At 68.8% G+C, this 23,797-nt stretch carries 18 protein-coding genes; 14 read left to right on the forward strand and 4 right to left on the reverse strand.

The features are described from left to right. Complete coding sequence (locus AC07X5_RS28860; protein ID WP_409961453.1) at positions 1–1,872, reverse strand: EAL domain-containing protein; 1,872 nt, start codon at positions 1,870–1,872, stop codon at positions 1–3. A gap of 110 nt (positions 1,873–1,982) precedes the next feature. Between AC07X5_RS28860 and AC07X5_RS28865 the strand changes: the two genes are divergently transcribed. Beyond that, entirely contained in the window at positions 1,983–3,338 is a 1,356-nt protein-coding gene (locus AC07X5_RS28865) for a glycerate kinase type-2 family protein (protein ID WP_494772926.1), read from the forward strand. Positions 3,339–3,368: 30 nt separating this feature from the next. On the opposite strand, the gene AC07X5_RS28870 is transcribed toward AC07X5_RS28865, so the two are convergent. Beyond that, positions 3,369–4,406 (reverse strand): porin, encoded by a 1,038-nt coding sequence (locus tag AC07X5_RS28870; RefSeq protein ID WP_494772927.1) that lies wholly within the window; start codon positions 4,404–4,406, stop codon positions 3,369–3,371. Positions 4,407–4,639: 233 nt separating this feature from the next. Between AC07X5_RS28870 and AC07X5_RS28875 the strand changes: the two genes are divergently transcribed. Together AC07X5_RS28875 and AC07X5_RS28880 are read left to right on the forward strand one after the other, a co-directional pair. Then, the gene (locus AC07X5_RS28875) at positions 4,640–5,263 is read left to right on the forward strand and encodes a Crp/Fnr family transcriptional regulator (protein WP_494772928.1); all 624 of its coding nucleotides are present in this window, start codon (positions 4,640–4,642) and stop codon (positions 5,261–5,263) included. A 208-nt stretch (positions 5,264–5,471) separates the two neighbouring features. Beyond that, a complete protein-coding gene (locus tag AC07X5_RS28880) occupies positions 5,472–7,586 on the forward strand; it encodes a sensor domain-containing diguanylate cyclase (RefSeq protein ID WP_494772929.1) in 2,115 nt (704 codons plus the stop codon). A gap of 6 nt (positions 7,587–7,592) precedes the next feature. Here the strand turns inward: AC07X5_RS28880 and xdhB are convergent, their stop codons facing one another. Then, the gene (xdhB, locus tag AC07X5_RS28885; RefSeq protein WP_494772930.1) at positions 7,593–10,034 is read right to left on the reverse strand and encodes a xanthine dehydrogenase molybdopterin binding subunit; all 2,442 of its coding nucleotides are present in this window, start codon (positions 10,032–10,034) and stop codon (positions 7,593–7,595) included. Then, positions 10,031–11,530, reverse strand: coding sequence for a xanthine dehydrogenase small subunit (gene xdhA, locus AC07X5_RS28890; RefSeq protein ID WP_494772956.1), 1,500 nt, complete (start codon positions 11,528–11,530; stop codon positions 10,031–10,033). The genes xdhB and xdhA overlap by 4 nt, the downstream gene beginning before the upstream one ends. 201 nt (positions 11,531–11,731) lie before the next feature. Between xdhA and AC07X5_RS28895 the strand changes: the two genes are divergently transcribed. From AC07X5_RS28895 to AC07X5_RS28945, 11 genes are all read left to right on the forward strand, one after another. Next, a complete protein-coding gene (locus AC07X5_RS28895) occupies positions 11,732–12,403 on the forward strand; it encodes a GntR family transcriptional regulator (RefSeq protein WP_494772931.1) in 672 nt (223 codons plus the stop codon). A gap of 83 nt (positions 12,404–12,486) precedes the next feature. Beyond that, a complete protein-coding gene (locus AC07X5_RS28900; protein ID WP_409961442.1) occupies positions 12,487–13,122 on the forward strand; it encodes a flavin reductase family protein in 636 nt (211 codons plus the stop codon). A gap of 8 nt (positions 13,123–13,130) precedes the next feature. Further along, complete coding sequence (locus AC07X5_RS28905; protein ID WP_494772932.1) at positions 13,131–13,589, forward strand: nucleoside deaminase; 459 nt, start codon at positions 13,131–13,133, stop codon at positions 13,587–13,589. Positions 13,590–13,773: 184 nt separating this feature from the next. Then, the gene (locus tag AC07X5_RS28910; RefSeq protein WP_409961440.1) at positions 13,774–14,706 is read left to right on the forward strand and encodes a LysR family transcriptional regulator; all 933 of its coding nucleotides are present in this window, start codon (positions 13,774–13,776) and stop codon (positions 14,704–14,706) included. An 80-nt stretch (positions 14,707–14,786) separates the two neighbouring features. Further along, positions 14,787–16,379, forward strand: coding sequence for an ABC transporter ATP-binding protein (locus AC07X5_RS28915; protein ID WP_494772933.1), 1,593 nt, complete (start codon positions 14,787–14,789; stop codon positions 16,377–16,379). After that, a complete protein-coding gene (locus AC07X5_RS28920) occupies positions 16,372–17,445 on the forward strand; it encodes an ABC transporter permease (protein WP_494772934.1) in 1,074 nt (357 codons plus the stop codon). The genes AC07X5_RS28915 and AC07X5_RS28920 overlap by 8 nt, the downstream gene beginning before the upstream one ends. Positions 17,446–17,492: 47 nt before the next feature. Next, positions 17,493–18,413 carry an ABC transporter permease gene (locus AC07X5_RS28925; protein WP_494772935.1) on the forward strand — a complete coding sequence of 307 codons (921 nt, stop codon included), beginning with the start codon at positions 17,493–17,495 and terminating at the stop codon, positions 18,411–18,413. 168 nt (positions 18,414–18,581) lie between these two features. Further along, on the forward strand, positions 18,582–19,754 hold the full coding sequence (locus AC07X5_RS28930) for a BMP family ABC transporter substrate-binding protein (protein WP_494772936.1): 1,173 nt from the start codon (positions 18,582–18,584) through the stop codon (positions 19,752–19,754). 156 nt (positions 19,755–19,910) lie between these two features. Beyond that, on the forward strand, positions 19,911–20,963 hold the full coding sequence (locus AC07X5_RS28935) for an adenosine deaminase (protein ID WP_494772937.1): 1,053 nt from the start codon (positions 19,911–19,913) through the stop codon (positions 20,961–20,963). A 168-nt stretch (positions 20,964–21,131) separates the two neighbouring features. Beyond that, positions 21,132–22,706: a methyl-accepting chemotaxis protein gene (locus tag AC07X5_RS28940; RefSeq protein ID WP_494772938.1), complete on the forward strand. Its 1,575-nt coding sequence runs from the start codon at positions 21,132–21,134 to the stop codon at positions 22,704–22,706. A 99-nt stretch (positions 22,707–22,805) separates the two neighbouring features. After that, positions 22,806–23,615 (forward strand): helix-turn-helix transcriptional regulator, encoded by an 810-nt coding sequence (locus AC07X5_RS28945; RefSeq protein ID WP_494772939.1) that lies wholly within the window; start codon positions 22,806–22,808, stop codon positions 23,613–23,615. The last annotated feature ends 182 nt before the right edge of the window (positions 23,616–23,797 follow it).

Raw genomic sequence — 23,797 nt, forward strand, 5'->3', positions numbered from 1 at the left:
TCACGCCGCCAGCACGCTTTGCAGCGCACGCAGGGCGTTGTGCGGCGGGCCGGGCAGTTCGCCGCCATGCAGCACCACGCCGGTGGATGCCAATTTGGCCTCATGCTTGGCCACAGCCGCCAGGTTGGCCACCTCTTCGGCATGGCGGTACATGCCGGGCTGTATGCGCACCGCGCCGATGGCCAGTGTGGTGCAGGGGAAGAAGCGGCGCACGCCGTGCCGGTCTTCCGAATGGATTCCGCCCATGGCGCGCGCGCCTTCGTCGAACAGGGTGAGCGCCTCGCGCGCGAACTCGTCCACGATGTTCTTGCAGCGCTGCAGCCAGTTGCTGCTCTGGAAGATCAGCATGAAATCGTCGCCCCCCACATGGCCCACGAAGTCGCGGCGTGCGTCGCAGTGCGTGGTGGCCAGGCGCGCCACCAGGCGGATCATCTGGTCGCCGCGCCAGTAGCCGTAGTGGTCGTTGAAGGGCTTGAAATTGTTCAGGTCCGCATAGCAGGCCACGAACTCGGTTCCGCTCTCCAGCAGGCGCTGCATGTGCATGCTGATGGGGATGTTGCCGGGCAGAAAGGTGAGCGGGTTGGCATGGCGCGCGGCCTCGATGCGCGTCTCGGTCACCGCGCGCACCAGCTGGTCGCCGGTGCCCAGGCCCACGTAGCGGCCGTTGTCGGTGACGATGTAGCCATCGCTCAGGTAGCGCTGGTCCTGCGAGGTGAGGATGCCCACGAGCTGGTCCACGTCGCAGTCGAGTTCCACCACGCGTGGCGTGTTGTTGGCAAAGCCGACGCAGGGCTTGCGGCCATGCACTTCGCGGAAGTACAGCGTGGCGTAATGGTTCATGAACTGCTGGCGGTTGATCAGCGCCACCGGGCGCGTGCCATCCACCACCGCCAGCGCATGCAGGTCGGGGCGCCCCTGCAGCACGGCGGCCACCTCGTCGTTGCTGGTGGCGGGCGCCACCGTGGGCGCCTGCACCACCATCAGGCTGCGCAGGATGCCCGGGCGCGCGGTCTGGCCCAGGTGCGGCAGCACGGCCACGCGGCGGTCCTGCAGCACGTCGAGCGCCGGGCCGTCGATGGCCTCGCGCGGGTTGCGTGCCGGGCGTCCCAGCACCCAGCCCTGGCCGTAGGGGATGGCCAGGTCGCGCAGGGCGCGCAGGTCGTCGCGCGTCTCGATGCCCTCGGCGATCAGCGTGGTGCCGAACACGTCGGCAATGCCCTTGATGGCCTGCAGCATCTGCAGGTTCTCGGGGTGGTCGCTGATGTCGTGGATGAAGTAGCGGTCGATCTTCACGAAGTCGGGCTTGACCTCGGACCACAGGCGCAGGCTGGAGCGCCCGTCGCCGAAATCGTCGAGCGCCAGGCGCGCGCCGCAGGCATGTACCTCGCGGATGGCCTCGCGCAGCGCGGGCATGTCGGTCACGCGCTCGTGCTCCGTGATCTCGAACACCAGCATGCGCGCGCTCACGCCGAAGGCGCGCACCGTCTCGCCCAGGCGGCGCTCGCCGCACAGGGCCACGGCATGCACCAGGGCATCGGCGCTGATGTTCACGAACAGCCGGCCGGGCGCACCATGGTCGCCCCAGTTGGAGAGGGCCGTGAACACGCACACCAGCTCGAAGTCCTGCAGCAGGCGCTCGCGCCGGGCGGTCTCCAGCAGCACGTCGGGCGTGTGCAGGGCCGAGCCCTCGGGGCCGCGGATCAGCGCCTCATGGGCAAAGATGCTGCCCTCGCGCAGGTCGCCCAGGGGTTGGAAGACGCAGTGCAGCCCGCCCTCGCGCATGAGCTTCGCCAGCGCTCCCGATCCCAGCCGCGCCGCAGGCGACAGCAGCGCCAGCATGCGGTCGAGACGTTCTTGCTTGGGATGCACCATGGTTGCAATTTGTCACTTCTAGGGGGCTCACGATACTGGCCGGCCGTGACAAGTGCGTTACAGCGGGCCGGCGCCCTCCGGCGCGCCCTTGAGCAACGCACAATGTGCGCATGGCTGAACCATCTTCCTCCCCCCTTTCCTCACCGGCCGGTGGACTGCCGGATTTCCACGCCGACCCGCGCGGCTTTTTGCGCGGGCTGTTCGACACCGCGGTGCGCAGCGCCCAGCCGCTGCATGGGATGCGCGCCTGGCTGCCGGCGCCGCCGCGCGGGCGCACCCTGGTGCTGGGCGGCGGCAAGGCCGGGGGCGCCATGGCCCAGGCGCTCGAAGCGCTGTGGCCGCAGGACGCGCCGCTGTCCGGCCTGGTGGTCACGCGCTACGGCCACATCCCGCCCCGGCCCGAAGGGCTGGCGCAGCGCATCGAGGTGGTCGAGGCCGCGCACCCCGTGCCCGATGCCGCTGGCGAGGCCGCCGCGCAGCGCCTGCTGGACCTGGCCGCCGGCCTCACGGCCGATGACCTGGTGCTGTGCCTGATCTCGGGCGGCGGCTCCTCGCTGCTCACCCTGCCGGGCGAAGGCATCACCCTCGAAGACAAGCAGCGCATCAACCGCGCCCTGCTCGAGAGCGGTGCCGACATCGCCGAGATGAACTGCGTGCGCAAGCACCTCTCGCGCATCAAGGGCGGGCGGCTGGCGGCGGCCTGCGCCCCGGCGCGCGTGGTCACGCTGACCATCAGCGACGTGCCGGGCGACGACCCCTCGGTCATCGCCAGCGGCCCCACCGTGCCCGATGCCACCACCTGCGCCGAGGCGCTGGCCATCCTCACGCGCTACGGCATCGACTTGCCGCACCAGACCCTGCAGGCCCTGCGCGACGGCGCGCTGGAGACGCCCAAGCCCGGCGATGCGGTGTTCCAAGGCCATTCCGTGCATTTGGTGGCCACGCCCTGGCAGGCGCTGGAGGCCGCGGCCGCGGCAGCGCGTGCGGCGGGTGTGGACGCGGTCATCCTCTCCGACGAGATCGAAGGCGAGTCGCGCGAGGTGGGCAAGGTGCACGCGGCCATGGCGCGCTCGGTGGCGCGCCGGGGCCAGCCGTTCACGAAGCCCTGCGTCATCCTCTCCGGTGGCGAAACCACGGTCACGGTGCGCCCGCGCGCGCCCGACGCACCGCGCGGCCGGGGTGGCCGCGCCGGTGAGTTCTGCCTGGGCCTGGCCAAGGCGCTGCAGGGCGAGCCCTCGGTCTGGGCGCTGGCCGCCGATACCGACGGCATCGACGGTGTCGAGAACAACGCGGGCGCCTTCGTCGGGCCCGACACCCTGCAACGCGCCCATGCGGCGGGCGCCGACATCGAGGACGCCCTGCAGCGCAACGATGCCTGGAGCTACTTCGCGGCCCTGGGCGACCTGCTGGTCACCGGGCCCACGCACACCAACGTCAACGACTTCCGGGCGATCCTGGTGGTGTAGCGTTCCAGGTCCGCCTGCGCGGCCCCGGCGTCAGAACCTGTGGCGAATGCCCAGACCAAAGCTGTTGCCGGTGGTGCGCGCCGTGATGCGGTCGTTCATCAGCATGGCATAGACGTCGGTGCGCTTTGACAGGAAGTGGTTGTAGCCCAGCGTGAAGGTCTTGCGCGACACGTCGGTGGCCGACATCTCGGTCTTGGCCCACGATGCCAGCACCTTGCCGGTGCTGAACACTGGAACGGACACACCCAGCTGCAAGGTCTTGGCCTTGTTGCTGGTGTTGTCGGCCTTGGCCTGGCCGTAGCTGGCGAAGGCCTTGGCCACGCTGAAGTCATAAGCGCCGCCCAGCATCCAGTCGCTCTTGGTGGTGCCCAGGTAGGTATTGGGCACGGCGGGGTTGCTGATCTGGTCGCGCTCGTAGAAGCCGGTCAGCGTGAGCGGGCCGTTGAAGTAAAGCGCATTCAGGCCCACGTTCTTCTTGCCATTGTCGCCCGCGATCTCGCCGATCTGGTAGTGCGTATTCAGCGTGAGTCCGCCCAGGCTGGGCGTGCTGTAGATGATCTCGTTGGACCAGCCCGTGTCCGATGGCGTGGTCGCCGTCCAGCCGGTGCCGTTGAACAGCGGCACGTTCATGTGCAGGATCAGCGGCGCAAAGGTGAACGAGTCGCCCAGCGGGTTGGACAGGATCGAGGGCAGGAAGTTGGGCGCCAGGCCCCGACCCACGGTCACCGTGCCGAAGCCGCCCGACAGGCCCACGTTGGCATCGCGCGAGAAGAAGGTGTCGTTGACGAAGCGGCCCTGCACGCCGCTGTCCACCTTGATGAACGAGGTCAGCGCGAAGTTGGCCTTGAGGCCGCCGCCGAGGTCTTCCGTGCCCTTGATGCCGAACCACGAGGTGGTCATGCCGCCGCTGTTGACCACCGACGCACGGCCGGCGTCGCCGGCATTGCGCATGGAACCGACGAAGACATCGGTCAGGCCCATCAACTGGACCGAGCTCTGGGCCTGGGCGGCACCGGTGGCGCACAGCAGGGCGCCGCCGAGCGAAAGAGCCATCAGGTTTGTTTTCATTGTGTACTCCTGGGGGTGAGGGAAAGCCGGGGTGCCCGGCGCTTCGAATGCAGCTTCGCCAAGGGTGCACCTTGGTGCACGGGCGAAAGCAGCGGCGAGGACTTCGCAAGTTCCATGCCCTGGCGGATACAGGTGCTTACAGAGACCGGACGGGGCTGACCGGGGTGGCTTGCCTGGGATGGTTTTGATCTTGCTCAATGCACACCGGGCCCTGCCGCGGCACAGTTCGGGCCATGCTGCCCTCTTCGCTTTTCTCGCTGCCTGCACAGGTCCAGATCGCCGCAGCCGGTGACGTGCTGCGCCACCGCCACCAGACCCTGGCCACCGTGGCGCACCTGGAGCGCGGGCGTGTGCTGCTGGGGGTGTGCGAGCAAGGCCAGATGCGCCACCAGCTGGGCGTGGTGGAGGGGCCCTTCTGGCTGGACGCCGCATCGGCGCTGCTGGGCGAGCCCTGCGCGGTGGACATGGTGGCGCAGACCCAGGTGCACCTGCGCCATCTGCCGGTGGAGGTGTTCCGCAGCAGTTGCGAGGCGCTGCCTGCCGGGGTGCAGGCCCTGCTGCGTAACATGGCCACCGGTTACATGCAGCAGTCGGGCCTGGCCGTGAGCCGCCTGGCGCAGGACGCGCAGGCGCGCTGCGCCCAGTGGCTGCTGCAGAACGCCGAGCCCGACACGGGCGGCGCCATGAGCGTCACCCTGCACCAGCGCAAGCGCCTGATCGCCGCGCAATTGGGCATCGCCCCCGAAACCTTCTCGCGCGTGATGCGCCACCTGCGCGAGCACGGCCTCGTGGCCGGCACCGGCAATGTGCTCAGGCTGCCCCAGCCCATGGCCCTGCAGTCGGTCGCTGGCGGTTGAGCCGCCAGCACGGCAGGTTCCCGCCGCGCCCGCAAGAGGTTCCCCCTTTCGGGTGAACTAGGGTTTTCCTCGGCGGGACCTGAGGGTTCCACCCAAGCCCAGGCGCGTGGGGGCTGCGTATATTTATCGGGAAACCCTGTTGTTTCCCACAGCCCATGCCCGCCCCGTTCGCCGTTCACACCTGCAGCCCTCCAGAGTGGGACAGCGCATGACCCCTCCTGCGAACCCTGTCGCTGCTGCGCAAGAGCCGGCCTTCAGCCTGCCGGGCTCGCTGGTGCTGCGGCTGATGGCGGTGGCGGCGCTGGTGGTGGTGCTGGCCAGTGCGGCGTCGGTGTGGCTGGTCTCGCGTGCGGCCGGCCAGGAGGCCATGCGCCGTGTGGTCGGCCAGCAGACGGACGAGGTGGAGGTGGTGGCCCGGCTCCTGGCCAGCAAGATCGAGCAAAGCCAGAAGGTGTTGCGCACGGTGGCCCAGGGCATCACCCCGGCCATGCTCGAATCGCCTTCGTCGCTCGATTGGCTGCTGCAGCAAGGGCTGCCCGCGGTGGGCTTCTTCGACGCGCTGCACGTGGCGCGCAAGGACGGGGAATTGCGCCTGAACATCCGCTCGGGCCAGTTGGTCAAGGCGGCCGACCTGGACCCGGCCGAGCGCGATGCCTTGCGCCGCACGCTGATCGACGGCAAGCCCCAGGTCTCGGAGCTGATCGCCGGGCGCACCAGCAACGCGCGCATCATGTTCACCTTGCCGCTGCACAGCGAGGAGGGGGCCGTGCTGGGCGTGGTCGCGGGGGCGCTCAAGCTGCAGTCGCAGGGCCTGCTGCCGCAGTCCATGGCGCTGCCGGCGCGCGACGACTCGCGCCTGGTCGTGTTCACGCGCGACGGCACCATCCTCTCGCACACCGACCCGGCGCGCATCATGGGCCAGGTGCGCGACGAGCCGGGCCTGGCGCCCGTGTTCGCGCAATGGCTGCGCAGCGCCCAGCCCGTGGTGGGGCGCGGCACCACCGAGGTGCAGCCCGATCACATCGTGAGCGTGGCCGGCATGCCGCTGCCCCAGTGGTTCGTGGCCCGGGTCAGCAACTCCAAGGCGCTGCTGGAGCCGCTGCAGGGGGCGCAGCGCGAGGCCTGGTGGCTGGCCGCCGCGGTGATCGCCCTGGGCGTGCTGCTGCTGGCCGTGGCCATGGCCTGGATGGCGCAGCCCCTGGCCCAGCTGTGCCGTGGCGCGCTGCAGCTGCTGCGGCATGGGCAGCAGCCGCGGCAGGGTAGCCGGGACACCATCGAGTGGCCCACGGGCCGGGGCGAGGTGGGCACCCTGGTGCGCGTGTTCGACGGGCTGGCGCAGCAAAAGCGCCAGCAGGACCACCTGCACACACTGCTCCATGGCCAGTTCCAGGCCATTCTGGCCAACGCCTCGGTGGGCATCTTCATCACGCGCCATGGCGTGCTCGAGGTGGTGGGGCGCCAGGCCTGCCTGATGCTGGGATATGCCGAGAGCGAGCTGCAGGGCCGGCCGGCGCGCACGCTGTACGGATCGGACGCCGACTACGCGCGCCTGGGCGAGCGCGTGCAATCGGCCTTCGCGGCGCACGGCACCTTCGATGGCGACGTGTGCTTCGTGCGCAAGGACGGCAGCCCCGTCTGGGCGCGCGTGCAGGGCCGCAAGGTGGATTCCGAGGCGCTGGGCGGCGGCACCGTGTGGATGCTGGAAGACATCACCGCCGCGCGCGAAGCCCAGTACCAGCAGGCCTGGGAGCTCACGCACGATGCCCTCACGCAGCTGCACAACCGCTCGGCCTTCGACCACCGGCTGGCCCTGCTGCTGGCCGAGCGCTCGGCCCGCACGCGCACCGTCGATACTGCAGCGGCCGACGATGCGCCCGACGACGGGGTGGTGCTGTTCCTGGACCTCGACCACTTCACGCTGGTCAACGACGTGGCCGGCCACGACGCGGGCGACGACGTGCTGCGCCACGTGGCCCGGCTCATCGAGACCCAGGTGCGCCAGGTGGGCTGGTCCGCGCGCCTGGGCGGTGATGAGTTCGCAGTGGTGCTGCCCGGCTGCCCCCTGGCGCGCGGCCAGGCCGTGGCCGAGCAGCTGCGCGCCACGGTGCAGGCCTGGGAGCCGTCCTACCAGGGGCGCAGCTTCACGCTGGGCGTCAGCATAGGCCTGGTGGTGCTCGATGCTCACCTGCACGACGTGGCCTCGGTGCTGTACGCGGCCGACATGGCCTGCTACGACGCCAAGCGCGCCGGGCGCAACCGGGTCGAAACCCGGCATGCGCGCGACATGACCTCCTCGGGCCGCATGGCTTTGGGGCCGTATTGAGGCCCCTCAGCCGCTGACCTTGCCCAGCGCGCGCAGCACGTTCTCGGCCGTGGCCGGGGCTGTCAGCCGCACGGGGGCCTGCGCGTCCTCGCCCGCCTCGCGCCCAGCAGCCACGGCATTGCGCAGGGCCTCGTAGACGCTGATGGCCAGCATGAATGGCGGCTCGCCCACGGCCTTGCTGCCGCCCACGTTGTCTTCGCGGTTGGCCTCGGGCCACAGGTTCACGCGGAAATGCGCGGGGATGTCGCCCGTGGCCGGGATCTTGTAGGTGCTGGGGGCGTGCGTGGCCAGGTAGCCCTTGTCGTTCCACACCAGTTGCTCGGTGGTGAGCCAGCCCATGCCCTGCACGAAGCCGCCTTCGATCTGGCCGATGTCGATGGCCGGGTTGATGCTGTGGCCCACGTCGTGCAGGATGTCCACGGCGATCACGCGGCTCTCGCCGGTCAGGGTGTCGATCACCACCTCGCTGCAGGCCGCGCCGTACGAGAAGTAGTAGAACGGCCGGCCCGTGAGCGTGGTCTTGTCGTAGTGGATCTTGGGCGTGCGGTAGAAACCATCGCTCCACAGCTGGATGCGGTTGGCGTACGCCTCCTTGACCACGTCGTCGAAGGCGCGCACCTTCTTGGGAGAGATCACCTGCCCGCCCGCGAACTGGATCGCGCCCGCGCCGCAGCCATCGAGCCCGCAGACATAGGCCGCCAGGTTGTCGCGCACATGGCGCGCCGCGAACTGGGCCGCACGGCCATTCAGGTCGGTGCCGCTGGAAGCAGCGGTGGCGCTGGCATTGGGCACCTTGCTGGTGTCGCTGGCCGTCACCAGCACGCGCTGCAGCGGCACGCCCAGCTCGTCGGCCACGATCTGCGCCACCTTGGTGTGCAGGCCCTGGCCCATTTCAGTGCCGCCGTGGTTCACCTGCACGCTGCCGTCGGTGTACACGTGCACCAGCGCACCGGCCTGGTTGAACAGCGTGGCCGTGAAGCTGATGCCGAACTTGACCGGCGTGATCGCCAGGCCCCGCTTGAGCACCGGGCTGGTGGCGTTCCAGGCCGCGATGGCGGCCTGGCGCTGGCGGTAGTTGGCGTCGCGCTCCAGCTGGGGCATGAGCTCGTGCAGGATGTTGTCCTCCACGGTCATCTGGTAGTGGGTCACGTTGCGGCCCTCGCTCGCATCGCGGCCGTAGAGGTTGCGCAGGCGCACGTCCTGCGCGTCCACTCCCAGGGCGCGCGCGATGTCGCCCAGGATGGCCTCGATCACGACCACGCCCTGCGGCCCGCCGAAGCCGCGGAAGGCAGTGTGGCTCTGGGTATTGGTCTTGCAGCGGTACGAGGCGATGTCCACGTCGCTCAGGTAGTAGGCGTTGTCGCTGTGGAACACCGCCCGGTCGGCCACGGGGCCCGACAGGTCGGCCGAGAAGCCGCAGTTGGCCGCCATGTGCAGCTTCAGCCCGGTGATGCGGCCCGTGCCGTCGAAGCCCACGTCGTAGCGGTAGGCGAACGGGTGGCGCTTGCCGGTGACCATGAAGTCCTCGTCCCGGTCCAGGCGCAGCTTGATGGGGCGGCCCAGCTTGTGCGCCGCCACCGCGGCCCACACGGCCAGGTGCCCGGCCTGCGTCTCCTTGCCGCCAAAGCCCCCGCCCATGCGCCGGCACTCCACGCGCACCGCGTGGTTGTCGATGCCCAGGGCATGCGATACCCAGTGCTGCACCTCGCCCGGGTGCTGGGTGCTCGAGTACACCCACCACTGGCGCTGCTCCAGCGGCATGGCATAGGCGATCTGGCCTTCGAGGTAGAAATGCTCCTGCCCACCGACCTCGAACGTGCCTTCCAGCCGGTGCTGCGAGCCGGCCAGGCCGGCCGCCGCATCGCCACGGCGCACGAACACCGGCGGCAGCACATAGCTCTCGGCCGCCAGCGCATCCTGCACCGAAAGGATGGCCGGCAGCGGCGTGATGTCGAGCTTCACCGCGCGCACCGCGCGGCGCGCCTGCATCACCGTGTCGGCCACCACCAGGCCGATCACCTGGCCGATGTGCTGCACCGTGTCCATGGCAAACACCGGCTCGTCGTGGGCAAAGGCGGCCAGCATCTTGTCGCCTGGCACGTCGGCCGCCAGCACCACGCCGCGCACGCCGGGCAGGGCCAGCGCGGCGCTCGCGTCCACGCCGTTCAGGCGGCCATGGGCCACGGTGGAGAGGATGGGCGCCGCGTACAGCGTGCCCTTGATCTCGGGCAGGTCGTCGATGTAATGGGCCAAGCCCGCCACCTGGGCGCGCGCGCTTTCGTGGATGTGCGAATGCCCCATGGCGCGCAGGCCGGCGCTGGCCGGCAGCGGGGCGGGTGTGGCCTCGGGCGGCACCTCCACGGGCTGGTCGGCCCGTGCGTCGGCCTCCACCACCACGGGGTCGTCCACCGCGTCGCGGCTCAGGGGAAGGGTGTCACGCTGGTTCATACGGCGGCCTCCAGTCGGAAGTTCTCCACGCTCACCGCCTCCTGGCCCTGGCTCTCCAGCCAGAAGCGCTGCAGCAGGCTGGCCAGCACGGTGCGGCGGTAGGCGCCGCTGGCGCGCATGTCGGAGATGGGGCTGAACTCGGCCTGCAGGGCGTCGGCGGCCTGCTTCACGGTCTGGGACGACCAGGGCTGGCCGGTGAGGGCAGCTTCTGTCTGCCGCGCCCGAGCCGGCGTGGCGGCCACGCCGCCCGCGCCAATGCTGGCGCGGCGCACCACGCCGGCCTCGATGTCGAGGTTCACCACCAGGCACACGGCCGATATGTCGTCGTCAAAGCGCTTGGAAATCTTGTAGGCGCGCAAGGCCTCGGTCACCCCGGGGCGTGGCACGATGATGCGCACCAGCAGCTCGTCCGGCGCCATCACGTTCTGGCGGTAGCCGGTGTACAGGTCTTCCAGGGACAAGCTGCGCTCGCCGTGCACGCTGGCCAGCACGATCTGCGCGCGCAGCGCGATCAGGAGCGGCATCGAATCCCCGATGGGCGAGCCATTGGCCACGTTGCCGCCCAGCGTGCCCGAGTTGCGTACCGGCAGCCCGGCGAAGCGCGTGGCAAAGCTGTGCAATTGGGGCCATTGGCGCACGAGCGCCGCAAACGCATCGGTCAGCGACACCGCTGCCCCGATGCGTATCTGGTGTTCGTCTTCAGCAAGCTGCAGCAGCTCGGCTGCGCGCGTCACGTCCAGCACCTGGGCGTACTGCTTGTGCATCTTGGTGACCCACAGCCCCACGTCGGTGCAGCCGGCCACCACCTGGGCGCCAGGGTGCGCGGCGCGCGCGGCCAGCAGGGCGGGCAGGGTGGTGGGCGCGAGGTAGGCCGTGCCGTCACCCGCCGGGGCCTGCAGCTGCGCCAGCTGGCGCAGCAGCTGCGCCTCGTCCACGGCCACCGGGGGCAGGGCGGCCATCTGCTGGGCCGCGTCGAGGATGGGGCGGTAGCCCGTGCAGCGGCACAGGTTGCCCGAGAGTTCCTCCTGCGCCAGTTCGCGTGTGATGGGCTGGCCGTGGCACACGTGGTTCTGGTACATGCCGAACAGGCTCATCACGAAGCCCGGCGTGCAGAAGCCGCACTGCGAGCCATGGCACTGCACCATGGCCTCTTGCGCCGGGTGCAGCGTGATGGATTTGTCCTCCGGCGCTGCCGGGCCGGCGGGGCGGATCAGCGGGTCCTCGGCCAGGTCTTCCACGGTCCACAGTGCCATGCCGTCCACCGAATGGGCCAGGCGGATGCAGCTGTTCACGGCGCTGTAGTGCAGCTTGCCGTCGCGCTCTTCGCCCAGTACCACCGTGCAGGCACCGCAGTCGCCCTCGCCGCAGCCCTCCTTGGTGCCCGTGCAGCCCAGGTCCTCGCGCAGCACTTCGAGCAGCGTGCGGTCGGGCGGTACATCGTGCAGCGCCGCGGTCTGGCCGCGGCGGATGAAGCGGAGAGGTCGGTGGGTCATCATCGTCATGCGTGGGGTGCTCAAAACGGACAAATATTCGAAACCAGAGCGTATGCGCGCCTGCGAGGGAACGCATATGCCGGAGCGTATAACGGGGATGCCTGCCGCGCTATGGGGCGGCTCGGCTCGGCCTCTGCTGGATACACTGCCGCAGCCCCATTGTTCACCGTTTTGTCCTGCCTGCAACCGCCCATGCCCGCTGCCATGCCCCCCCGCAAATCCGCCGCTGCAAAGGCCATGCCTGCCGCCACCCTGGACCAGCCGGTCTATGAGGCCGTGCTCGACGCCGTGATGCATGGCCGGCTGCGCCCCGGCGAGCGCCTGGGCGAGCCCGCGCTGTGCGAGCGCTTTGCCGTGAGCCGCACCGTGGTGCGCCAGGCCCTGCACCGGCTGGCCGAGCTGCGCATTTTGGACATCGTGCCCAACAAGGGTGCAACGGTGGCCCGCCCCGGCCCGAAGGAGACGCGCGACATCTTCGCCGCGCGGCGCGTAGTCGAGGCCGGTATCGTGCGCATGGTGGCCGCGCGCATCACGCATGGCGAGGTGCAGCGTCTCACGCAGCGCATGCGCGCCGAGCACGATGCCCTGCACCAGCAGGACCATGCGCGCTGGGTGGCACTGGCGGGCGGCTTCCACCTGGCGCTGGCGGAGCTCTCGGGCAATGCCGAGCTGCAGCGCATCCTGACCGAGCTGATGACGCGCTGCTCGCTCATCGTCGCGCTGTACGAGGCGCCCGGCGAAGCCACCTGTGAGCACGAGGAGCACGAACAGCTGGTCGAGTGGCTGGCCCTGCGCGATGGCGACGCCGCCGCCGCCGCCATGGACCGCCATCTGCTGGCGCTGGAGGCCCGCCTGCGCCTGCCGTCGGATGGATAAAATCGTATACGTTTCATATCTAAATAAACTTTATTAAGATAATTTGGTTAAAATTTCGTATACGATTTTTCATAAGATGGGCCATGGACATCGATTTCGCGCAGCTGGACGCCTACCAGCGCTACAAGCTCATGGCCAGCCTGATCGTGCCGCGCCCGATCGCGCTCATCACCACGCTGGGCGCGGACGGCACGGTGAACGCGGCGCCATTCAGCATGTTCAACATGCTGGGCGAAGACCCGCCGGTGGTCATGGTCAGCATCAACCGCCTGAAGGACGGCCTGCTCAAGGACACGGCGGCCAACATCCTGCGCAGCGGCGAGTTCGTGGTGCACATCACCGACGAGGCCATGGCCGCGCAGATGCATGCCTGCGGCGACAGCCTGCCCCCCGATGAAAGCGAGCTGGCGCACGCCGGGCTCACGCCCGTGCCCTCGCGCAGCGTGGCGCCGCCGCGCATCGCCGAGGCGCCCGTGGCCTTCGAATGCGTGCTGCACGAGACGCTGGAGACCGCCAGCCGCTACGTCTTCATCGGCCGCGTGCAATGGCTCGCCGTGCGCGACGGCCTGGTGGACACCGAGCGCTGGCGCGTGCGCCTGCAGGACTTCCACCCGGTGGGGCGCTTCGGCGCGAGCTTCTACGTGAAGACCGGCGAGCGCTTTGCCATCGGCGCCGAGGCGCCTGCGCAGGCGCGCAGCACGGCCATCGACGAGATATGAGCCCGACCGTGTTCAGCGATCAGGACCATGCCGCCATGCAGCAGGCCATCGCGGCCTCGCGCCAGGCGCTGGCTGCGGGCGACAACCCGTTCGGTGCCACGCTGGCATCGCCCCGCGGTGAGGTGCTGTTCACCGCCCGCAACAACCAGAACACCACGCAGGACTGCACGGGCCACGCCGAGATGGTGCTGGTGCGCGAAGCATCGGCTGCACTCGGTGCCGAGGCCCTGCCTGGCGCCACCGTGTTCGCCAGCGGTGAGCCCTGCGCCATGTGCGCCGGCGCCATGTTCTGGGCCGGCATCGCGCGAGTGGTGTACGCCGCGAGCCAGGACGATATTGCGCAGGCGCTGAGTGGGCCGCAACTGGCCACGCCCTGCGCCGAGTTGCTGGCACAGGCGCGCCCACCCGTGGCCGTGCAAGGCGGCCTGCTGCGCGACGAAGCCGCGGCCGCATTGCGCGGAGCCTGACCCCGGGCCTGCGGGCCTGCACAGGGATTTCCAGGGGCACGCCGCAGCGGGTGTGCGGTGTACAGTGCGCCGACACTTTTTCGCCCACCCCACAGCGCCCCACAGCCCCCACCGCGCAGCGCATCGCATCCCATCGCGCAGGGCGGCATACGTGATGGCGTATGACAAGAATGCAGGCCCCTGTATGCGAGACCACGCCCTTTTCGACAAGATAGACCTCCATCTCATAAGGGTCTTGCACACCGTGTTGACTGAACGCAGCGTATCGAGGGCAGCCATCCGCCTGGGCATGCACCAGCCGGCGGTGTCGGCCGCGCTCAAGCGGCTGCGCGACCTGGCCGGCGATCCGCTTTTGGTGCGCTCGGGTGCCAGCATGATGCCCACCGACGCCGCACTGCGCATGGTGGAGCCCGCGGGCGCCATCCTGCGCTCGGCCGAGGCCCTGTTCTCCGATGCGCGCGGCTTCGATCCGCGCACCGCCACCCGCACCTTCCGCGTGGCGGCCCATGACTACCTGGACCCGCTGTTTTTGCCCCAGCTGGTGGCGCGCATCAAGGTCGAGGCACCGCTGTGCCCGATCGAGATCCTGCCCCTGTCGGGCGACACGCACTACCACGCGCACCTGGCGCAGGGCGATGTGGACGTGGTCATCGGCAACTGGCCGCAGCCCCCGGACGACCTGCACATGGGCCGCCTGTTCGGCGACGAGGTGGTGTGCCTCGTGAACCGCGACCATCCCGCGGTACGCCGTGGCTGGGACGCCGAGAGCTGGCTGGCCGCCGAGCACATCGCACCCACGCCCACCCACCCCGGCGCGCGCGGCGTGATCGACGTGCACCTCGACGGCCTGGGCCTGGCCCGCAACATCACCGCGCGCTGCGCGCATTTCAGTGCCATCCCGCCCATCGTGGCATCGAGCTTGCTTGTGATGACCACCGGGCGCCAGTTCTGCGAGCGCTATGTGGACCACCTGCCGCTGGCCATCCTGCCGAGCCCAGTGGAGTTCCCGCGCCTCATGTACTACCAGCTGTGGCATGCCCGCACGCACCACTCGGCCGCTGCCGTGTGGCTGCGCGAATGCGTGAAAGGCGTGGCTGCGTCGCTACGAAAAGAATAGCTTTGCAGTCATGCTGAACAAGCGATGGCAGGCAGTTTTATCCCTATAACGACCCACCAAACTGAGAGACAATCCCCCGCATGAGTTCACCACCTCTTTCCAATGCCCCGGGCGTGGCGCCCCGGCTGCAGCTCACAGGCATCACCAAGCGCTATCCCGCCGTGGTGGCCAACAGCGGCGTCTCGCTCACGGTGCAGCCTGGCGAGATCCATGCCGTGCTGGGCGAGAACGGCGCGGGCAAGTCCACGCTGATGAAGATCATCTACGGCTCGGTCAAGCCCGACGAGGGCAGCGTGCACTTCAACGGCCAGGCCGTGCAGGTGCGCAACCCGCAGGAAGCTCGGGCCCTGGGCATCGCCATGGTGTTCCAGCACTTCAGCCTGTTCGATACCCTCACGGTGGCCGAGAACGTCTGGCTCGGCCTGGACAAGAGCCAGGCCCTGGCCGAGGTGACCGAGCGCATCCGCGCCAAGGCGGCGGAGTACGGCCTCGATATCGACCCGCTGCGCCCGGTGCACACGCTCAGCGTGGGCGAGATGCAGCGCGTGGAGATCATCCGTGCGCTGCTCACCAACCCCAAGGTGCTGATCCTGGACGAGCCCACCTCGGTGCTCACACCCCAGGCGGTGGAAAAGCTGTTCGTGGTGCTGCGCAAGCTCGCCTCCGAGGGCTGCAGCATCCTCTACATCAGCCACAAGCTGCACGAGATCCGCGCGCTGTGCACCGCCTGCACCGTGCTGCGCGGCGGCAAGGTCACGGGCGTGTGCAACCCGGCCGAGGAATCGAATGCCTCGCTCTCGCGCCTGATGATCGGCGCCGAGCCGCCGGCGCTCATGCACCGCGAGGTGCAGACCGGTGCCACCGTGCTCAGCGTGCAGGGCCTGTCGCTGCCGCGCGCCGACCAGTTCGGCGTGGACCTGGTGGACCTGTCCTTCGTGGTGCGGGCCGGCGAGGTGGTCGGCATTGCCGGTGTCTCGGGCAATGGGCAAAAGGAACTGCTCTACGCCCTGTCGGGCGAGGACCAGCGCGCCGCGCCCGCCAGCATCCAGGTCGCGGGGCAGAACGCGGGCCGCATGGGCCCGGCCCGGCGGCGTGCGCTGGGCCTGCATTTCGTGCCCGAGGAGCGCCTGGGCCGCGGCGCCGTGCCCACCATGGGCCTGGCGCACAACCTGCTGCTCACGCGCACCAACTCGGTGGCGCGCAGCGGCTGGATCAAGGTGGGTGCGCTCGAAGCGCATGCGCGCGTCCTCATCGAACGCTTCAACGTGAAGGCTGGCGGCCCGCATTCGCCGGCCAAGTCGCTGTCGGGCGGCAACCTGCAGAAATTCATCGTCGGCCGCGAGATCGATGCGAAACCGCGGCTGCTCATCGTCTCGCAACCCACCTGGGGTGTGGACGTGGGCGCGGCCGCGCAGATCCGGGGCTCCATCCTGGCGCTGCGCGATGCCGGCTGTGCCGTGCTGGTGGTCAGTGAGGAGCTGGACGAATTGTTCGAGATCTGCGATCGGCTGCATGTGGTGGCCAAGGGCCACCTGTCGCCTTCGGTGCCGCGCGCCGAAGCCACGGTGGAGCGCATCGGCGAATGGATGAGCGGCCTGTGGCATGCCGATGTGCAGGCCCACCTGGCGCAGGCAGAACGGGCTTCGGCCGTGGGAGGGCTGCAGCATGCTTAAGCTTGAACCCCGCCCCCAGGCCTCGCGGCTGTGGACCTTCGGCTCGCCGCTGCTGGCGCTGGCCTTCACCGTGCTGATCGGGATCCTCCTTTTTGCCGCCCTGGGCAAGGACCCCGTGCGCGCACTGCAGATCTTCTTCTGGGAGCCGATCAAGACGCCCTACGCCATCGGCGAACTCATGGTCAAGGCCACGCCGCTGCTGCTCATCGCGCTGGGCCTGGCCGTGTGCTTTCGCTCCAACGTCTGGAACATCGGTGCCGAGGGGCAATTCGTCATCGGCGCCGTGGTCGCGGGCGGCGTGGCCCTCATGGCCGACAAGACCACCGGCCCCTGGATCGTGCCGGCCATCCTGGTGGCCGGCGTGCTTGGCGGCATGGCCTGGGCCGGGCTCACCGCGTTGCTGCGTGACAAGTTCAACGCCAGCGAGATCCTGGTCAGCCTGATGCTGGTCTATGTCGCCACGCTGGTGCTGGGCTACCTGGTCTACGGGCCGTGGAAGGACCCGATGGGCTACAACTTCCCGCAGACCAAGACCTTCGAGCGCGTGACGCAGATCCCGCGCCTGATGCAGGGCTCGCGTGTGTCCATCGGCCTGCTGCTGGCCCTGGCTGGTGCGGCCGCGCTCTGGGTCTTCCTGTTCCGCACGCGGGCCGGCTTTGCCCAGCAGGTGGGCGGTCTGGCACCGGCCGCGGCGCGCTACGCGGGCTTCTCCTCGCGCCGGGCGCTGTGGGTGGCACTGCTGATCTCCGGCGGGGCCGCCGGCCTGGCCGGCGCGCTCGAAGTGGCGGGCCCCATCGGCCAGCTCACGCCCTATGTGCCGGCGGGCTACGGCTTCGCGGCCATCATCGTCGCCTTCGTCGGGCGGCTGCACCCGGTGGGCATGGTGCTCTCGGCCATCCTGATGAGCATGTTCTACATCGGCGGTGAACTCGCGCAATCGCGCCTGGGCCTGCCCAAGTCGCTCACCGGCGTGTTCCAGGGCCTGCTGCTGTTCACGCTGCTGGCCTGCGACACGCTGATCGCCTACCGCGTGCGCTGGGTGGGTGCCAAGGGAGCCGCAGCATGAGCCACTCCCCCTCCACCACTTTCCCGACCCACAAGGAGGCTTGAGACATGGAATCCTATGCATTGCTCCTGGGCTCCACGCTGAGCGCGGGCACCGTCCTGGCCATCGCGGCCCTGGGCCTGTTGATCAACGAGAAGGCCGGCGTCGTCAACCTCGGGGCCGAAGGCATGATGCTCTGCGCCGCGATTGCCGGCTTTGCCACCGTGGTGCACACCGGCAACAGCTGGCTGGGCTTTGCGGCCGGCATGGCCGCCGGTGCCGTGCTGGCCGCCATCTTCGGCGTGCTGGTGATCTGGCTCAACACCAACCAGTACGCCACGGGCCTGGCGCTCAGCCTCTTCGGCGTGGGCTTCTCGGCCTTCCTGGGCATCAGCTACGTGCAGGCCAAGCTGCCCGAGATGCCCAAGTACGCCATCCCCGGCCTGGCCGACATCCCCCTGCTCGGCCCCGCGCTGTTCCAGCAGCACCCGGTGGTCTACCTCACCATGCTGCTGGTGGCCGCGCTGATCTGGTTCCTGTACCGCTCGCGCGCCGGCCTGGTGCTGCGCTCGGTGGGCGAGTCGCCCGAGTCGGCCCATGCCCTGGGCTACCCGGTGCGCCGCATCCGCCTGGCCGCCGTGGTGGCCGGCGGCGCGCTGTGCGGCTTGTCGGGGGCCTACATCTCCACCGTCTACACGCCCCTGTGGGTCGAGGGCATGGTGGCCGGTCGCGGCTGGATCGCGCTGGCGCTGACCACCTTCGCCACCTGGCGCCCGGCGCGCGTGCTGCTCGGCGCCTACCTGTTCGGCGGCGTGACCATGCTGCAGTTCCACCTGCAGGCCACGGGCGTGCAACTGGCCAGCCAGTTGCTGAGCATGCTGCCCTACGTGGCCACCATCGTGGTGCTGGCCCTGATCTCGCGCAATCCGGCCTGGATCCGCATCAACATGCCGGCATCGCTGGGCAAGCCTTTCTATCCCGGTTCATGACGGCGGATGCCGGGGTTTGGGGCGCCAGCAGATGCCCCGGCTTGGATCTTGCATCCGGCTCCCCGGCGCATCCCGTTGAAAACCTTTGGTTACCGCCCGGTAGATCGCCCCATAATCACCGTCTTCGTCCCCAACCTTGCAAACTCCTTCTTCTTATAAGGAACCGACATGACTGATCTGCAGAAACGCTCCATGCTCAAGATGGCTGCGCTGACCGCCGTTGCGGCCGCCGCGCTGGCGGGCTGTGGCAAGAAGGAAGAGCCGGCACCGGCGCCTGCTGCCGCGCCGGCCCCGGCGCCCGTGGCATCGGCCCCCGCGCCCAAGCCCGAGCCGCTGAAGATCGCGTTCGCCTATGTCGGCCCGGTGGGCGACGGCGGCTGGTCCTTCGCCCATGACAACGGCCGCAAGGCCATCGAGAAGGAATTCGGCGACAAGGTCGTGACCAGCTTCGTCGAGAGCGTGCCCGAGTCCGCCGACGCTGAGCGCGTGCTGCGCGACCTGGCCGGCCAGGGCAACAAGCTGATCTTCGGCACCACCTTTGGCTACATGGAGTCGATCCAGAAGATCGCCCCCGACTTCAAGGACGTGAAGTTCGAGCACGCCACCGGCTACAAGACCGCCGACAACGTGCGCACCTACGACAGCCGCACCTACGAAGGCGCCTACATGGCCGGCGTGATCGCCGGCGCCATGACCAAGAGCAACACGCTGGGCGTGGTGGGCTCGGTGCCGATCCCCGAAGTGATCCGCAACATCAACAGCTTCACGCTGGGAGCGCAATCGGTCAACCCCAAGGTCAAGACCAAGGTGGTCTGGGTCAACGAATGGTTCAGCCCACCCAAGGAAACCGAAGCCGCGACCTCGCTGATCAACGGCGGCGCCGACGTGCTGTTCCAGAACACCGACTCGCCCGCCGTGCTCAAGACCGCCCAGGAAAAGGGCAAGCGCGCCTTCGGCTGGGACAGCGACATGACAGCCTACGGCCCCAAGGCCCACCTGGCATCGGCCGTGATCAACTGGGGCCCGTACTACATCAAGGCCACCAAGGACGCGCTGGAAGGCACCTGGGCCACGGGCCAGAGCTGGTGGGGCGTGAAGGAAGGCGCGATCGACATCGTCTCCATCGCCGAAGACGTGCCTGCAGACACCAAGGCCAAGGTGGAAGCGGTCAAGAAGGGCCTGGCCGACGGCAGCTTCCAGATCTGGAAGGGCCCCATCGTGGGCCAGGACGGCAAGGAAGTGGTCGCCAAGGACACCGTGGCCGACGACAAGTTCCTGAGCGGCGTGAACTTCTACGTCAAGGGCGTGGAAGGCAAGATCCCCGGCGCCGAAAAGAAGTAAGCAAACCACCCGGCAAGCAGCCCGCGGCCCTGTGCCGGCGGGTGCCGCCGCAACAAAGGGCCGCTCCGTGCGGCCCTTTTCTTTTCAAAAGCGCCACAGTCGGTGCATCATGCCTGCATTACGACGCGCGGACGAATCCGCCCTGGAGCCCACACGATGTTCAAAGTCCCACCCATCCCCGCGGCCCGCATTCCCGAGCTCCTGCGCGCCATGCCCAAGGCCGAGTTGCACATCCACATCGAGGGATCGCTGGAGCCCGAGCTGATCTTCGCGCTGGCAGAGCGCAATGGCCTCAGCCTGCCGTACCCGAGCGTGGAGGCGCTGCGCAGCGCCTATGCCTTCACCAACCTGCAGAGCTTTCTCGACATCTACTACGCGGGCGCCAGCGTGCTGTTGCACGAGCAGGACTTCTACGACATGGCGCGCGCCTACCTGGTGCGTGCCGCGGCCGACAACGTGCTGCACACCGAACTCTTCTTCGACCCGCAGACCCATACCGAGCGCGGCGTGGCCATGGAAACGGTGATCAACGGCCTGCACCGCGCCTGCGTGGATGCGAAGGCGGACCTCGGGATCAGCGCCACGCTGATCCTGTGCTTCCTGCGGCACCTGAGCGAAGAGTCGGCCTTCGAGACCCTGGAGCAGGCCCAGCCCTTCCTGGGCAAGATCGTCGGCGTGGGCCTCGATAGCAGCGAGGTCGGCAACCCGCCCGAGAAGTTCGCGCGCGTGTTCGCGCGCTGCCGAGAGCTGGGCCTGCACCTCGTGGCCCACGCGGGCGAGGAGGGGCCGCCTGCCTACATCTGGAGCGCCCTGGACGTGCTCAAGGTCGAGCGCATCGACCACGGCGTGCAGGCCGTGCACGACGCCGCCTTGATGCAGCGCCTGGCGCAGGACCGCATCGCGCTCACCGTCTGCCCGCTGTCCAACCAGAAGCTGTGCGTGTTCCCCAACCTCGCCGACCACAACTTGGCGAAACTGCTCGATGCAGGCCTGGCCGCCACCGTCAACTCCGACGACCCGGCCTACTTCGGCGGCTACATCAACGACAACTTCACCGAGGTGTTCGCCGCCACCGGCATGACGGTGCGCCATGCCTACCAGTTGGCGTTCAACAGCTTCGAAGCCAGCTTTGCGGGCAACGCCGACAAGCGCGTGTGGGAGCACAAGCTCAAGGAGCGCTTCGAGCGCTTCATGGAGCACGACTACTGATCCGGGGCGCAGGCACCACAGGGGTGCAAAAATTCAGGGTAAACCCTATAATTCAACTTTATGTAAGCATTTGTTGGCTCCTGTGAGGTGCTGGCACTGCTGAATGCGGCCCCTGGGGGCCGTATTTTTTTGCGCAACCCACGCCCCTTCCTGGCCGGAGCCTTCCCCATGTTTCTCAATCAGCTGTCCATCGGTAAGCGCCTGACCCTGGTGCTCGGTGTGATTCTTGCCCTGTTCCTGCTCAGTTCCATCGTGGCCGTGGTCCGTCTGGGCCAACTGGGCACCGAGATCGACACCATGGTCAACGACAACATCCAGGTCGAGCGTGCCGGTGCCGACTGGCTGCGCCACACCACCTCGGGTGTGCAGCGCGCGGCCGCCATCGCCAAGAGCAGCGATGCATCGCTGATTGCCTACTTTGCGCCCGCCACGGCCGCATCGATCAGCCAGACCAACGAGCTGCAGAAGTTCATCGAATCGAAGATGGACACGCGCGCCGAGAAGGAACTGTTCACCAAGGTGGGTGAATTGCGCAAGGCCTACCTGGCCGCCCGCGAAGAGGTGAGCAAATTCAAGCAGGCCGGTGATGCCGAGAATGCAGGCAAGGTGTTCACGGAGCGGTTCGAGCCCACGTCGCGCGACTACCTGGCCGGCGTGCAGCAGCTGGTCGATGCCCAGCGCTCCGACCTGGATGCCGCAGGCAAGCGCGCCGAGGAACTGCGCTCGCAGACCACCATGCTGCTCTATGTGTGCACAGCCGTCTCCCTGGTGCTCGGGGCCCTGCTGGCCTGGCTGCTGGCCGCCAGCATCACGCGCCCGCTGCGCAAGGCCGAGGCGATTGCCGAGTCCATCGCCAACATGGACCTGACCGGCAGCCCCCAGGCCAGCTACGCCAACGACGAAACCGGCCACCTGCTGCGCTCGCTCGACGCCATGCGCAGCGCGCTGCACGGCTCGCTGCAGCAGGTGCGCGGCGTGGTGGACAGCATCTCCACGGCCAGCGCGCAGATCGCCGTCGGCAACCAGGACCTGAGCGCGCGCACCGAGCAGACCGCCAGCAACCTGGAGGAGACGGCCGCCTCCATGGAAGAGCTCACCAGCACCGTGCGCCAGAGCGCCGACTCGGCCGTGCAGGCCAACCAGATGGCCGCATCGGCCGCCCAGGTGGCGCAGCGCGGCGGCGAGGTCGTGGCCCAGGTGGTGAGCACCATGGACGCGATCAACGCCAGCAGCAAGAAGATCAGCGACATCATCGGCACCATCGATGGCATCGCCTTCCAGACCAACATCCTGGCACTCAACGCGGCGGTGGAAGCGGCGCGTGCGGGCGAACAGGGCCGCGGCTTTGCCGTGGTGGCCAGCGAAGTGCGCAGCCTGGCGCAGCGCAGCGCCGAGGCGGCCAAGGAGATCAAGACCCTGATCGGCCAGTCGGTCGAGAAGGTGGAATCGGGTGCCGCCCTGGTGCAGAACGCGGGCAGCACCATGGACGAGATCGTCAGCTCCGTGCGCCGCGTGACCGACATCATCGGCGAGATCAGCGCCGCGGCCTCGGAGCAGAGCCAGGGCATCGGCCAGGTCAACGTGGCCGTGAACCAGCTCGACCAGATGACGCAGCAGAACGCGGCGCTGGTGGAAGAGTCCACGGCCGCGGCCGAGAGCCTGAAGGACCAGGCCGCCCGCCTGGCGGAGGTGGTGGGGGCCTTCCGCCTGGGTGCTGCCACCGGCACATTGCGCCTGCATTGAGCACGCGCCCGCCGTGCAGGTGGGCAACGCGCGCTGGCCCTGATCGGTCTTCTGCCCCACAATGGTGCAGGAGACAACACCACCGATCAGGCACCACGCATGCCGACACCCAACCACCTGCACCTCTGGGACGACCGCTTCTTCTACATCACGCCGGCCATCCAGTCCGGCCTCACGGCACGCTCTTCGGCCACCTTGCTGGCCTCCGTCAGCGGGCACCCGTTCACGCTCGTCACCGTGGACGGCAGCGTGCTGCGCTGTACCGCCGCGCTGGTGGCGCCCCATGTGCCGCGCCAGCTTGATGCCGATGGCTGCGGCCTGCTGTCGCTGAACATCGATCCGGCCTCGGCGGCTTTTCGCGAGCTCTCGCTCACCCTGGGCGAGCGCCCCATCCTGACCATCGATGCGGCCTGCTTCGGTGCGCTGCGCGACCAGTTCGCGGGTGCGCTGCACGGCCAGCTCAGCTCCGCGCAACTGCGTGAACTGAGCAACCGCATGGTCCAGTGCATCTGCGGCGCCCAGGCGCAGCGGGCCCTGCTGGACCCGCGCGTGGACCGGGTGCTGCACCGCCTGCACGTCGCTTCGGGGCAGGGCAGCACCATCGCGCTCAAGGAACTGGCCAGCCTGGCCTGCCTGTCGCCGGACCGCATGACCCACCTGTTCCGCGAACAGACCGGCATGTCGATCAAGCGCTACCTGCTGTGGGCCAAGATCCGGCGCACGGTGCAGCTCATGGCCACGGGCGGCTCGCTGACCGAGATCGCCCTGTCCGGCGGCTTCACCGATGCGGCGCACATGAGCCGCACCTTCCAGCGCTACTTCGGCCTGCCGCCGTCCTTCCTGGCCAACGCCGGCAGCGTGGCCGTGATGGTGGACGAACACGCCTTGCGCACTTGGCAGGCCCAGTAGGCCCCTAGTGTCCCAAGTTCGAAATTCGTTGAATAAATCTCCCGACAATCGCCGCCATGCGTCGTTACAAATGCGCGCCATGCCACCCGGCATGGCTGTGCTTTGCGCCTAGCCTGGCAGCGATTTCGGCAGATTTCTTTCTTCAACGAACTTCCAACTCAGGACACCAGTCAACCTAGCCG

The sequence above is a fragment of the Acidovorax sp. GW458-11-26-14-TSB4 genome (genome assembly GCF_059423865.1).

Excerpts from the sequence above, each read along its gene's own strand:
- AC07X5_RS28860 (WP_409961453.1), bottom strand. The coding sequence starts at position 1,872 with ATGGTGCATCCCAAGCAAGAACGTCTCGACCGCATGCTGGCGCTGCTG.
- AC07X5_RS28865 (WP_494772926.1), top strand. The coding sequence starts at position 1,983 with ATGGCTGAACCATCTTCCTCCCCCCTTTCCTCACCGGCCGGTGGACTG.
- AC07X5_RS28870 (WP_494772927.1), bottom strand. The coding sequence starts at position 4,406 with ATGAAAACAAACCTGATGGCTCTTTCGCTCGGCGGCGCCCTGCTGTGC.
- AC07X5_RS28875 (WP_494772928.1), top strand. The coding sequence starts at position 4,640 with ATGCTGCCCTCTTCGCTTTTCTCGCTGCCTGCACAGGTCCAGATCGCC.
- AC07X5_RS28880 (WP_494772929.1), top strand. The coding sequence starts at position 5,472 with ATGACCCCTCCTGCGAACCCTGTCGCTGCTGCGCAAGAGCCGGCCTTC.
- xdhB (WP_494772930.1), bottom strand. The coding sequence starts at position 10,034 with ATGAACCAGCGTGACACCCTTCCCCTGAGCCGCGACGCGGTGGACGAC.
- xdhA (WP_494772956.1), bottom strand. The coding sequence starts at position 11,530 with ATGATGACCCACCGACCTCTCCGCTTCATCCGCCGCGGCCAGACCGCG.
- AC07X5_RS28895 (WP_494772931.1), top strand. The coding sequence starts at position 11,732 with ATGCCCCCCCGCAAATCCGCCGCTGCAAAGGCCATGCCTGCCGCCACC.
- AC07X5_RS28900 (WP_409961442.1), top strand. The coding sequence starts at position 12,487 with ATGGACATCGATTTCGCGCAGCTGGACGCCTACCAGCGCTACAAGCTC.
- AC07X5_RS28910 (WP_409961440.1), top strand. The coding sequence starts at position 13,774 with ATGCGAGACCACGCCCTTTTCGACAAGATAGACCTCCATCTCATAAGG.
- AC07X5_RS28915 (WP_494772933.1), top strand. The coding sequence starts at position 14,787 with ATGAGTTCACCACCTCTTTCCAATGCCCCGGGCGTGGCGCCCCGGCTG.
- AC07X5_RS28920 (WP_494772934.1), top strand. The coding sequence starts at position 16,372 with ATGCTTAAGCTTGAACCCCGCCCCCAGGCCTCGCGGCTGTGGACCTTC.
- AC07X5_RS28925 (WP_494772935.1), top strand. The coding sequence starts at position 17,493 with ATGGAATCCTATGCATTGCTCCTGGGCTCCACGCTGAGCGCGGGCACC.
- AC07X5_RS28930 (WP_494772936.1), top strand. The coding sequence starts at position 18,582 with ATGACTGATCTGCAGAAACGCTCCATGCTCAAGATGGCTGCGCTGACC.
- AC07X5_RS28935 (WP_494772937.1), top strand. The coding sequence starts at position 19,911 with ATGTTCAAAGTCCCACCCATCCCCGCGGCCCGCATTCCCGAGCTCCTG.
- AC07X5_RS28940 (WP_494772938.1), top strand. The coding sequence starts at position 21,132 with ATGTTTCTCAATCAGCTGTCCATCGGTAAGCGCCTGACCCTGGTGCTC.
- AC07X5_RS28945 (WP_494772939.1), top strand. The coding sequence starts at position 22,806 with ATGCCGACACCCAACCACCTGCACCTCTGGGACGACCGCTTCTTCTAC.